The sequence below is a fragment of the Gracilimonas sp. B-17 genome (assembly GCF_056857935.1).
The window spans coordinates 633,705-646,360 of sequence record NZ_JBSXOA010000012.1; the positions used below are offsets into that span (position 1 = coordinate 633,705).

General features: G+C 42.9%; 10 protein-coding genes and 1 pseudogene. 5 read left to right on the forward strand and 6 right to left on the reverse strand.

The window, feature by feature from the left end:
- Positions 1–20: 20 nt before the first annotated feature.
- Complete coding sequence (locus AC13FX_RS11240; RefSeq protein WP_482880744.1) at positions 21–1,271, reverse strand: DUF819 family protein; 1,251 nt, start codon at positions 1,269–1,271, stop codon at positions 21–23.
- A gap of 188 nt (positions 1,272–1,459) precedes the next feature.
- On the opposite strand from AC13FX_RS11240, the gene lysC reads away from it, so the two are divergent.
- From lysC to AC13FX_RS11260, 4 genes are read left to right on the forward strand one after another with little or no spacing between them, the layout of a single operon-like run.
- Positions 1,460–2,788, forward strand: coding sequence for a lysine-sensitive aspartokinase 3 (lysC, locus tag AC13FX_RS11245; RefSeq protein WP_482880745.1), 1,329 nt, complete (start codon positions 1,460–1,462; stop codon positions 2,786–2,788).
- A gap of 15 nt (positions 2,789–2,803) precedes the next feature.
- Positions 2,804–3,478, forward strand: coding sequence for a dihydrodipicolinate reductase C-terminal domain-containing protein (locus AC13FX_RS11250; RefSeq protein ID WP_482880746.1), 675 nt, complete (start codon positions 2,804–2,806; stop codon positions 3,476–3,478).
- Positions 3,479–3,480: 2 nt separating this feature from the next.
- The gene (dapA, locus tag AC13FX_RS11255; RefSeq protein ID WP_482880748.1) at positions 3,481–4,365 is read left to right on the forward strand and encodes a 4-hydroxy-tetrahydrodipicolinate synthase; all 885 of its coding nucleotides are present in this window, start codon (positions 3,481–3,483) and stop codon (positions 4,363–4,365) included.
- A gap of 34 nt (positions 4,366–4,399) precedes the next feature.
- Complete coding sequence (locus tag AC13FX_RS11260) at positions 4,400–5,146, forward strand: 2,3,4,5-tetrahydropyridine-2,6-dicarboxylate N-succinyltransferase (RefSeq protein ID WP_482880749.1); 747 nt, start codon at positions 4,400–4,402, stop codon at positions 5,144–5,146.
- A gap of 64 nt (positions 5,147–5,210) precedes the next feature.
- Here AC13FX_RS11260 and AC13FX_RS11265 read toward each other — a convergent pair.
- From AC13FX_RS11265 to AC13FX_RS11275, 3 genes and pseudogenes are all read right to left on the reverse strand, one after another.
- Positions 5,211–5,561 (reverse strand): annotated as a pseudogene (locus AC13FX_RS11265) (four helix bundle protein); the annotation flags it as partial.
- Positions 5,562–5,707: 146 nt separating this feature from the next.
- Positions 5,708–7,414: a pyridoxal-phosphate dependent enzyme gene (locus tag AC13FX_RS11270; protein ID WP_482880750.1), complete on the reverse strand. Its 1,707-nt coding sequence runs from the start codon at positions 7,412–7,414 to the stop codon at positions 5,708–5,710.
- Between the two features lie 86 nt (positions 7,415–7,500).
- Complete coding sequence (locus tag AC13FX_RS11275; RefSeq protein WP_482880751.1) at positions 7,501–7,746, reverse strand: hypothetical protein; 246 nt, start codon at positions 7,744–7,746, stop codon at positions 7,501–7,503.
- A 38-nt stretch (positions 7,747–7,784) separates the two neighbouring features.
- Between AC13FX_RS11275 and AC13FX_RS11280 the strand changes: the two genes are divergently transcribed.
- On the forward strand, positions 7,785–8,951 hold the full coding sequence (locus AC13FX_RS11280; protein ID WP_482880753.1) for an anhydro-N-acetylmuramic acid kinase: 1,167 nt from the start codon (positions 7,785–7,787) through the stop codon (positions 8,949–8,951).
- A gap of 14 nt (positions 8,952–8,965) precedes the next feature.
- On the opposite strand, the gene AC13FX_RS11285 is transcribed toward AC13FX_RS11280, so the two are convergent.
- Positions 8,966–10,147 (reverse strand): acetylornithine/succinylornithine family transaminase, encoded by a 1,182-nt coding sequence (locus AC13FX_RS11285; protein WP_482880754.1) that lies wholly within the window; start codon positions 10,145–10,147, stop codon positions 8,966–8,968.
- Positions 10,148–10,327: 180 nt separating this feature from the next.
- Complete coding sequence (locus AC13FX_RS11290) at positions 10,328–12,508, reverse strand: Tex family protein (protein ID WP_482880755.1); 2,181 nt, start codon at positions 12,506–12,508, stop codon at positions 10,328–10,330.
- Positions 12,509–12,656 lie beyond the last annotated feature (148 nt).

Sequence of the window (12,656 nt, forward strand, 5' to 3'; positions counted from 1 at the left end):
ACAACAATAGCTGGAAAGGCTCAAAATCCTGAAACAATGCGCATCATTTCTGCACTCAACCAGGCTCCATAGGTACCAAGGGCATATCCCAGTACAGCTAGCAATACTCCCACCGGGGCCAGTGCTGAGTGAAAGGCAGAAGCCACGATCGGAGCAGAAGCCGCACCCCCAACATTTGCCTGACTTCCCACTGCAACGAAGAAGAAAGGTGCTTTTATAAGTTTTCCGACCAATAGTAGGATAATAACATGAATGAGTATCCATACAGCACCAATAACAAAATATCCGGGGGCATCGAGCATGGAAGCTATGTTCATCTTCATACCGATGGTCATCACGAGTATATAGAGGAACAGGCTTCCCATTTTTGATGCACCGGCACCCTCAAGATTTCTAACCTTCGTGAAGGAAAGGATCAGTCCACCGGTGGTTGCAACAACAATGATCCAGAAGAATGATGAATTAAGACTAAGTTGCGAAAGGGTCGGGGCATTTTCTGTGATCCACGGAGCAATGGTATCTCCGGCAAGGTGACCTATGGCAACCAGGGAGAAAGCAACCGCAATGATCTTGGTAAAATCGACCAGGGTTGGAACTCGGGCAATGCTTGCCTGATAATCAGCAATATTGTGTTTCAACTCATCAATAGCTGATGAGTCGGCTTTGAACCAGGTATCCACACGATCCGAGATCCCGGCACCATAGAGCAGGAAGGCCATCCATATATTAGCCACAATTATGTCGACAGTGACCATTGCACCAAACAGGTCCGTACTTGGTTCATAGATCTCCAGCATGGCTGTTTGATTGGCTCCGCCACCGATCCAGCTACCGGCAATAGTTGCCAGTCCACGCCATACTTCCTCCGGTCCAGTTCCACCAATGATCTCAGGGTTGATGGTTCCTACGATGAGGATAGCGATAGGTCCGCCAAGCATGATACTAAAGGTTCCGGCCAGAAACATGATCACCGCTTTCGGGCCAAGGTTAAGAATACCTTTTAAATCGATACTTAAGGTTAACAATACCAAACTTGCCGGTAACAGATAACGGGATGCCACATAATAAAGGTTGGAGTCAGCCTCTGAAACTACACCAAAAGTTGTCAGTAATGAGGGAATGAAATAGCAAAGAAGCAATGAAGGGACAAACTTGTAGAATTTTTTCCATTTAGGACTATCACTATGGGATGTGATGAAGATCCCGGCTAAGATCGCCATTAGAAGACCAAACGTTACGGCATCGCTTGTGATAAGAGGTGTTGATTCCATGCTTCAAATTAATTTCATTCTTATTGTCGAAAGAGAATACAAAAAACTGAGCTTTCCATCATAGGAGTTTTACAGTGAAAAAAAGTGTTTAAAACATATAAATAGAGCTTTTCTATAAGGGATTGGTCTGGAGTGTGCTTATTTTCAAGACTTCACTCAACTCAATTTCAAAGTTTAATTTTTTATAAATGATCGTTTCGAAATTTGGCGGTACAAGTGTAGGCACGTATGAGGCTATGCAACGCAGTGCCGAAATTGTAGCTGCAGAACCTGAGAGAAAAATTGTGGTGATCAGTGCAACCTCAGGAACCACCAACGATCTTGTGGCTCTTTCGGCTTCTGAACTTGATTCCACTTCTAGGGAAGAAATTCTTGGAAGGCTTGAAAAACGGCATATCGATATAATCAAACGGTGTGATAAGGCGGAATTCCTTGAAAAAGAATTTTACTCACAACTTTCTGAACTCAGAGAGCATCTTGATTTTGTAGGGCGTGATAAACGCTGGAAAGACCGATTATATGCTTTCGGTGAACTTATGTCCACTAAGATCTTTGTAGAAGTTTTAAATGAGAAAGGTATTGGTGCTGAATGGCTGGATGCCCGGGATGTGATCAAAACAGATTCAACATTTGGAAATGCTGAGCCGGATCGTGAGGTTATCACCAAGAAGGCAAAAAAACTGATCGACTCGAATAAGATCTATCTCACCCAAGGATTTATTGGATCTGATATCTTTGGAAATACGACAACTTTAGGCCGTGGGGGGAGTGATTTTTCAGCCTCACTCTTTGCTGAGGCTGTGGGTGCGGATACCCTGGAGATCTGGACCGATGTTGCAGGGGTATATACAACAGACCCAAGAATCGTTTCAGGGGCTTTCCCTATTCATGAAATATCGTTTGATGAAGCAGCTGAGCTTTCTGTTTTTGGAGGAAAAGTTCTCCATCCGGCTACTTTAAAACCTGCGATAAGGGGAGGAGTGAATGTACGGGTAGCCTCAAGCAGTGATCCGGACATGCCGGGGACACTCATTGTTAAGGAAGCAACTAAAAAGCCAGCTATCAGGGCAATTTCACTTCGAAAGGATCAAACATTGCTTACTGTAAATAGTTTACAAATGCTTCATCAGCATGGTTTTTTGGCACAATTATTCAAAGTACTGGCCGAACACAGGATTTCTGTTGACCTGGTTAGTACCTCAGAAGTAAGCGTGGCTCTTACATTAGATACCGCTGTTAACGCTTCAAACAAAGTGGAACTCACTGATAAAGTTCTTGAGGAGTTGCGTGAATTTGCAGAAGTATCTGTAGAAAGCGACCTGGCCTTGATCGCCTTGATCGGAAATGACATGCAAAAAACATCCGGCTTAGGTGGTCCATTGTTTACCGCCTTGGAAAAATATAACATTCGGCTGATATGCCATGGGGCAAGTTCAAATAATTTATGTTTTCTGGTCGATCATGATGAGGCTGAGCATATTGTACGTAAGCTGCACGATAAATTTATCACAGAATAAAGTATGGATAAGAATATGAAAATTTCAGTAATAGGAACTGGTAAGACAGGTGGAAGAGTAGTAGAGCTCCTTGGAGATGAACTCTGCGAGGCTTTTGATGAAGGTAATCCGCCAACCGTAGATAAACTAAAAAATGCGGACGCTGTAATTATTTTTGTTCCCGGAGATGCCGTACCCGAAATAATAGATGATGTGATCGAATCAGGGGTACCGGCAGCATGGGGCAGTACCGGTTACGATTGGCCTGAGGACCTTGAAAAAAGAATAAAGAGTAATAACTCCAAATGGGTATTGGCATCTAATTTCAGTCTTGGAATGAATATCATTCGTAAAAGTATTGAAGCCATTTCAGCCGGTTCAGATATACTGAAAGATCCGGAATTCCATATTCATGAAGTACACCATGTACACAAAAAGGATGCCCCAAGCGGAACAGCACTTTCGTGGAAAGAATGGCTAGATAAAGAAGCTGAGGTTACTTCAGCAAGAGAAGGCGACGTGAAAGGTATCCATGAACTAACATTGAGAACAGGAACGGAAGAGATCACTCTAAAACATAAAGCTCTTGACAGAGCCTTATTTGCAGAAGGAGCAATTTGGGCTGCAAAGCAATTGATCAACAATTCGAGTATAGAAACAGGAATTTGTACCTTTGGTCAATTATTTGACCAAGTAATGGAGGAACAGTAATTATGGAAAATTTTCCACTTTGGACCGCAATAGTGACCCCGATGAATACTGACGGGAGTATCGATTATGGTAGCTTTGAAAATATTTTGAAAAAACAGGAAGAAGCCGGAAATGGCGTTCTGGTTTTGGGCAGTACCGGTGAAGGATTGAACCTGAATGAAGAAGAAAAACGTGAAGTGGTCACCTTCACTAAAGACCTTGATCTGGAAGTTCCGATGATGGTTGGGGTTGGGGGATTTGATCTTCCGGCTCAGGCTGACTTCATTCATTTTTGTAATGAAATTGAACCGGATGCCTTACTTCTGGTGACACCACTTTATGCCAAACCCGGAGCGGAAGGACAATTTGAGTGGTTCAGTGAGCTGATGGGCGAAACTGAGATACCATGTATGTTGTATAACGTTCCATCAAGAACCGGAGTGAAGATGCATCCAAGTGTTCCTGCCCGGTTAAGCGAGGAATTCGATCACTTAATGGGTGTAAAAGAAGCAAGCGGAAGCGTTGAAGAATTCAAGGAATTCCGTAGGCAGGCACCAAAAGTTAAATTTTACAGTGGTGATGATGGACTGACACCTGCATTTTCAAAAGAAGGTGGAGTCGGACTCGTTTCGGTTGCATCCAATGTATGGCCCAAGGCGACTCACAAATACACGGAACTATGTCTCAAAGGTGAAACAAATGACCTTTTCCCACTTTGGAAAAATGCTACTGATGCTTTATTCAAAGCTCCAAATCCGGTTCCAGCTAAAGTTTTACTGAACCGAAAGGAATGGATCGCAAATGATACGGTTAGGTTACCGCTCTCACTTGGGGATATTTCTGATGAAGTGGAACAGGAGTTATTAAAAGCAGACAAAGAGATAACAAACTGGTTTTCCGGAAAATAAAGAACATTAACTGAATACTGAATTAAACAGATACATGAATTACGAAGAAGTTTTAGATAAACTGGAAGAAGGTACGCTAAGAGCGGCTAATAAGAATGAAAACGGTTGGGAAGCCAATATTGAGGTTAAAGAAGCCATTCTTGAATCCTTTAAGAATGGCGAGAATACCTCTTATGAAGGTATTTACGAAGGTTTTGTAGATAAGCATAATTTACCTCCTCGCTTTTTTGCACCTGAAGATGGTGTAAGATTGGTTCCCGGTGGTTCTTCTGTTCGAAGAGGAGCCTATGTAGCCCCAAGTGTGATCATTATGCCACCGGCATATATCAATGTTGGTGCCTATGTGGACGAAGGATCAATGGTGGACAGTCACGCACTTGTAGGCTCATGTGCTCAAATAGGAAAGAATGTGCACCTTTCAGCCGGTGTACAGATAGGTGGAGTATTGGAGCCGGTGGGCATGAATCCGGTGATCATTGAAGATGATTGTTTTATTGGTGCAGGCTCTGTGGTTGTGGAAGGGATACTGATCAAGAAAGGGGCCGTGATCGCACCCGGAGTGACCTTATCAAAAGCTGTACCTGTCTATGATATTGTTAACGAAAAAATGCTTGAAAGGGGAGCGGATATACCTGAAAACGCAGTGGTAATTCCCGGAACCCGTCCTGTAAATAATGAATGGGCCAAAGAAAATGGCTTGAGTATGGCATGTCCTATCATCGTAAAGTACAGAGATGAAGGTAGTAATGCCTCGCTCGAACTAGAGAATGCTTTGAGGTGAGTGGAAAAGGGATAAGGGATATGGTGTAAAGGTTGATTAAATAGATATTGGGAGAGCAATAGAATTACTTTTTATAGTTTTTCTTTTGTCTCTTTTGGTAATTGATAAATCCGTTCACTAGTTTTTTTGCTTCTTCAATTAGCGGAAATCCCTTATCCAAAACTTCTCTACCCACATAGTTAAAATCATAGCATGATATTAGATGATCCTTTAGTTCATAAAGGGATCCTAGGGATATTCTGTAATATTGAATTCCTTCCTGAAAATGGAATCGCCCATAAACTTCTGCTATGTTTGCAGTTGTACTTACAGATGCTTTTCGAATTTGTATATCCAAATTGAATTTTTCTTCAGAAGGTAAATTTGGAGGAACATCCTTATAGAAGAATAATTTAACTTCTCTACACTTTATCCAAGCCTTTAAAGTGGTAAAGTCTTTATCAGCTGATTATTCCTCACCAGATTCATTCACTGAAATAAATATATCATCCATAATAGTTAAGCGTGTAGTTTTAGATACTTAAAACAAGAGTATGGCCTAACCCCTTATCTCCATATTCCCTATACAGCCAAAGCCTTATTTGCTACGGCAAGGCCTTTCACAAATGCCTGTATAACGGCTTCCAGGGTATCAGGTGAAGCACCTTTAGAGGTAAATTTGTGACCCTCTTTTTCGAGAGTGAGTGTCACAACAACAAGGGAATCAGTATCAGGACTCAGTATCTCTACTTCATGATTTATCACTTCTAGCGGTAAGAAGGCATCGGTTTCAGCTTTAATGGCTGTAAGAATGGCGTCAATTGGGCCTACACCCTGATCCAGTGATATTACTTCATCCCGATCCTGAATCTTAAGTTTTACTGCGGCACTGACTAATCCATGTTTGCGCATGGTCAATTTGTAATCAAGTACCTCCACAGGATGAGTGAGATCTGTATCCTCATTATAGACCAACGACCGCAACACTTTGATCTCTTCCTCTTTTAGAGTTTTACCTTTACGGTTGATGTTGTGGACATACTCATCATACAATTTGCTATGCCCTTCGTCCATGTTCACGTTCTCAAAACCATTGTTCCGTGACTGTCCCCAGCTGTTCTTTTGCATTTCTGTAAAGCCGGATTCGATATACTGCTGTATTCTGTCAAGATTTGGAGGTAGTACCGGTGAGGAAAGTGAATATTTTGCTACGATATGTGCACTCTTTAAACCGGTACCTGTGAGTACAAAAAGGCATTTTTTGTCTTTAAAGGTGTCCAGATTATTCTTGAATGTTGCAAGGGGAATGGCACATGCTGGTTCAGTGAAGTAACCTTCCTCAACCGTCATTTCTTTCATGGATTCAAGCAGCTCATTCTCAGTTGCTGTAAAAGCCAGGCCATCGGTTTCTTCAATTCCCCGAAAAACCTTATAAAAATCGAGAGGGTCTGCAACAGCTACGGCATCCGCCATTGTATTTACGTGATCTTTCACGATCTTATCTTTTTTGAAGATTCCCTCTACCACCGGAGAACTTTGCTCGGGTTGAACCGCTACAAAACGAGGGATCCTCTCGATGAGTCCTGCAGCTTTAAGCTCTTTGTATCCCTTATAGATCGCGGCAAAATTGGTTCCGGCGCCAATTGGAACAAAGATAAAATCAAAGTCTGTCAATCCCTGTTCCAGCAATTCATAGGAAAATGACTTTTGACCTTCCTGCCGGAATACATAATCCCCTGCCAGATAATAATTTCCGGATTTAGCAAATTCACGGCAAAGCTTTTCACACACCATGAAATCACCCTTGATCTTGATGATAGTGGCATCATAGATGGTTGCCTGTGCCAGTTTGACCTCAGGCGTTTTTTCCGGCACAAATACAAAACATGGGATCTTGAAATAGCAGGCATAGGCAGCAACGGATGCGGCCATATTTCCGGTTGAAGCAAGGCAGATCGCATCTGCACCCAATTCAAGTGCCTTTTGTACCTCTATATAACTTCCACGGTCTTTAAAACAACCCGTTGGATGTTCAAATTCAAGCTTTCCATACAGTTCTGCATCATATGTTTCAGAAAGCCGGTTAAGTTTCTTAAGTGATGTAAAATGGTTTTTAAGCGGATCCGGTTTGATCTCCTTAAGTGGGTACTGGATCTCTTTCCGGGCTTCGTTGTACTCTATTTCAAGAACACCTCCACACTCCGTACAATATGTACTCGTTTCGTTCTCATCGTTGATCTTGCCGCACATAATGCAGCTCATTGTATATCCGGAATTGGTCGCTTTCATTAACAAGTTGGTTGTGGAATTGCTTTGATTTTGAGTTTCAAATGTATCAAAAATTTAAGAAAAAAGCGCTTTTTTAACGATTCAGATCACAATGGAAGTAATATGATCTCTTCAAAATCAAGGTCAAGCTCAGAAAGTACCGGCCCAGCAATTTCCTCGATCTCACCTTCAGTGTAATCGTTAAGTCCTTCCAGTTTAACATAAAGGATCTCATTTTGCTCGTCTATGAAAAATTGAGCATCAGTGGATTCAAAGCTTTCCTTCAGGGTATTGATCAAAAACTCAACATCCTCAACAAATGCTTTGATTTCGTCTTCGGTAGGTTCACTCATTTTTATTAGGTTCTTACTTAAAAGTTAGACCTGAAACTATGAATAAATACATCACAAAACTGAGTGAAATTTCATCAAAAACTGAACGCATGATCATTGGGTTGATGTCCGGTACATCATTGGATGGATTGGATATTGCCTTATGCAAATGTAGAACGGATGATATTCAAGTGATCAATTTCCGTTCTATTCCATATTCGGATGAATTAAGAAAACGTATATCAGCCATTCAGTCGCGGGAATTAACAAATACGCGTGAAATGACACATCTCCATTCAGAGCTGGGAGAATATTATGCTGAAGCCTTAACAAAGGCTTTAATGGATTGGACCATTCCGATGGAGGAAGTTGATCTCATCGCAAGTCACGGGCAAACGGTCTATCATGCCCCAGCTCAAAACAAAACCGGCACCAATGCCACATTTCAGATCGTGGATGCTGATCACGTAGCTCAGAAAACAGGTATCATTACGATATCGGATTTCAGGCAGAAACATACGGCGGCAGGAGGCGAGGGAGCCCCATTGGCTGGCATTTTTGATGAAGCCGTCTTCAGACATGATACCCGGCATCGACTACTTATAAACCTGGGAGGGATTGCGAATCTCACCTGGTTACCTTCCAAAGAAAGTGGCAATGACATGGTAACCGGCGATACCGGCCCGGCAAATACGCTCATAAATGAAGCCATGCAAAAGTACTTTGACAGGCCCTATGATGAGGGAGGTAAAGTGGCTGCATCCGGCATGGTTCATTCAGAACTGGTCAGATACATTTTGTTGGAACCGTATTTCAGGAGATCATTTCCAAAAACAACCGGACAAGAATTATTCCGGCTAACATACATTGAAGAATTGATGCAGGGGCATGGTATTGAATGTTCTGATGAAGACCTGGTTGCTTCACTGACTTCACTTACAGCTCAAAGTATCTCTAGAGCAATAGATGAGATCTCTGACGATAAGCCGTTTGAATATTTTGTGAGCGGAGGGGGCGTTCATAATAAAACTCTGATGAATGAATTGAAGGAGCGGTTAACTAAGGGTGAATTTAAAAACTTTGATGAATTAGGCCTTCCTCCCGATGCCAAAGAAGCTGCCATGATGGCTTTTTTCGCCAATGACCTTTTGGCGGGCGATGGATTTTCCATTCCCGGAGTCATGGACCAGAACATTCACTTTGGAAAGATAAGTTTGCCGTGGTAGGGTATCTTAGAGTCTTAATTTGAAGTCTGCTCTAAGGCCATTACGAGTACATCCACGATCTTTTCGATCTGTTCTTTGGTGATCACAAGTGGAGGTAAAAATCTTACGACTGTTCCATGGGCGGCATTACCCAAAACATGATATTCAAACATCTTATCAACCACAGGGCGGGCGGGCCTGTCAAGTTCAACGCCGATCATTAGCCCTTTACCTCGTATATCAATTACTCCTGGAATTTCCTTTAGTCTTTCTTCAAGTAGTTCCATCATGAATAACCCTTTTTCGGCAGCTTGTTCGGTTAGTTTTTCCTCTTCAATGGCTTCGATAGCTGCATTGGCAACATGGCAGGCAAAAGGATTTCCGCCAAACGTCGTACCATGGTCACCAAAGCCAAATGCGGATGCAACGTCTTCTTTTGCCATGACAGCACCAATGGGAACTCCACCGGCCAATGCTTTTGCAGAGGCCACGATATCCGGCACCACATCAAAGTGTTGATAGGCATAAAATTTACCGGAACGGCCAACACCGCACTGCACTTCATCAATGATCATTAGGATATTGAGTTCGTCACATAAAGCCCGTGTTTTCTGCATGAAATCAGCATCGATCACATTCACACCACCGGATCCCTGAATGGTCTCAAATGCAATTGCAATTGTGTCTTCATTGGCTGAAGCTTTTAGGGATTCAAAGTCATTGAAAGGCACTTGCTCAAATCCTTCAGGAAGGGGATCATAACCTTCGGTATATCCCGGCATACCCATGGTAATGGTTGCCAGGGAACGCCCGTGGAAACCTTCACTCAGCGTGATCAGATTTCCGGATTTGCCATGTTTCTTACCCCACTTGCGAGCCAGTTTTATTGCGGCTTCCATGGCTTCCACACCGCTGTTACAGAAAAATACACGATCCAAGCCTGATACCTTAGCCAGTTTTTCAGCCAGGAGGCTTTGAGGCTCGTTATAAAAGAAATTGGAGGCATGCAGTAGCTTCTCCGCCTGCTCCTTAATGGCTGCTACGATCCTGGGGTGGCAATGTCCCAGGTTATTCACGGCCAGTCCGCCAAACGCATCCAGGTATTCGTTACCGTCGGTATCCCAAACGAGAGCGCCTTTTCCATGAGATAAAGTGACCGGGAGTCGGTTATAAACCTGAAAGTGATACTGCTTTTCGAGCTGCTGTGCTTTGTTCATGCGTGAGGTGATAATTTATTTGTTATTAATGTCAACAGAATGGAACCGGCGGTTCCGTCATGCATTCCGAACGGGCCGTTCGGAACGAGCATTTCTAAATTCAAAAATTGAGAATGCTCGTTACCAACCGTCCCGGTGACTCGGGAGTAATGCATGCGTGAAACTCTGGTCAAAATGGTTCTATCCGTTAACTAATTTCAATCCAATTCGTCCTCGTTCAAGATCCAGGGTAATAATTTCAATACTTATGATATCCCCAACACTAATCACATCATGTGGGTCTTCCACTTTCTTTTTGTCACTCATGTTGGATATGTGAAGGAGGCCGTCCTGTTTCACACCAATATCCACAAAAGCACCGAAATCCACCACATTTCGGACGGTTCCTTCCAGTTGTTGACCTTCTTTGAGGTCCTCCATCTTCATTACATCGGTTCGGAGCAATGGTTTTGGCAATGATTCACGAGGATCACGGCCTGGCTTCTGCAGGTTTTCGATAATGAGCTCTAAAGTTGGAACACCTACGCCTATTTGCTCAGCGGTGTCTTCCAGGTTCACACCTTTGAATTTACCGGTGATCTTATCTTTTTCTTCCGATAAATTATCCAGATTGATACCGAACAGGTTACATAGCTTCTCAGCGGCTTCGTAACTCTCGGGGTGAATGGCTGTATTGTCCAATGGGTTCTTGGATTCGGGAATTCGCATGAAACCGGCGGCCTGTTGGAATCGGAAATCGCCTACACCATCTATATCTCGAATTTGTTCACGGTCAATGAAAATACCCTTTTCTTCCCGGTGTTTCACGATATTTGTAGCTACCCGCTTGCTCAGTCCTGATATATGTGACAAAAGTGGAGCAGAGGCAGTGTTTAAATTGACTCCAACTTCATTTACACAACTTTCCACAACGTCATCCAATTTCCCAGAAAGTTGATTTTGATTGACATCATGCTGATATAAACCGACCCCGATGGATTTCGGATCGATCTTCACTAACTCTGCCAGTGGGTCTTGTACCCTTCTGGCGATAGAAATATTACCTCGCTGTGCAGCATCGAGTTCAGGAAATTCTTCACGAGCTACCTTAGAGGCAGAGTAAACGGAGGCTCCGGCTTCATTAACTATCAGATAGTGAAGATCCTCGTCAGGATGTTTCTGCTTTCGTTTTTGAAGAAATTCAGCTACGATCTGTTCTGTTTCACGACTGGCCGTGCCATTTCCAATAGCGATCAATTCCACACCATATTTGTCAATGAGTGTTTCGAAAACAACTTCAGCTTCGGCTACCTTGTTTTGAGGAGGTGTGGGATAGGTGGTTGTACCTTCAAGGTACTTTCCGTGCTGATCCACTACTGCCACTTTACAACCGCTTCGGAAAGCCGGGTCAATGCCCATTACTACCTTATTATCCAGTGGGGGCTGCATAAGCAGGTTACCAAGGTTAGTGGCAAAGGTTTCGATAGCGTGGGCATCGGCTTTGTCAGTGAGTTCATTCCGGAGTTCCCGTTCCAGTGAAGGGAAGAGAAGCCGCTTATAGGCATCTTCGACGGCATCCTGTAAGTATTCAGTGAAGATGCTCAGGTCATTGGTGATAACCGTATCATCAATATTTTCCAAAGTTCGTTCTTCCCACAGATCTACATTCACAAAGAGGATATTCTCTCTTTCACCACGATTGATCGCCAGGATCTGATAGGGTTTTAATTTGTTGGTTTTGGCAGAAAAGTCGTAGTAATCTTCAAAATTGGTTCGATCTTTAACCGTGGGATTTTTCTTGGTAACAATGCTAGAGTGTTCTGAAAAGACCTTTCTCAGCATCTCTCGAACCTCAAGGCTCTCGTTTATCCATTCTGCAACAATATCAGTGGCTCCGCTAAAAGCATCCTCCACAGATTCCACCTCTTTTTCCGGGTTGATGTATTCCTTAGCGTATTCCACAGGATCTCCGGATTTGATTTCCTGTTCCCAGATCAGCTTCGCAAGAGGTTCAAGGCCTTTTTCTTTGGCTTTATCGCCACGGGTTTTACGCTTTTGTTTATATGGCAGATAAATATCTTCCAGCGTTTTTAGATCGGTACAGTTCAGGATCTGTTCTTCAAGCTCAGGAGTCAGTTTCTCCTGTTCTTTGATCGATTTTAGGATCGTATCCTTACGGGCTTCCAGAGTACGCTGGGTTTCAAGTCCATCGCGAATGGCACGGATCTGTTCTTCATCAAGACCATCAGTTGCTTCTTTCCTGTAACGTGCCAGAAAAGGAACGGTTGCCCCTTCATCCAAAAACTTGGCAACGGTGCTGATCTGTTTGTTTGAAAAATTAAGTTGTGATGCTAAAAAGCTAAAGATCTTGGTATCGCTCATTGATGATATTCAGTTGTAGTAATTATTTTTCAAGGGAATGAAAATAAGGAGACGTAAGGGAAAGTTTGAATATTAAATGATGATTTTTTCAGATCATTTAAATCCGTCTTCATAAGGATGATGACCATAACGACAAGTGAACATCAGT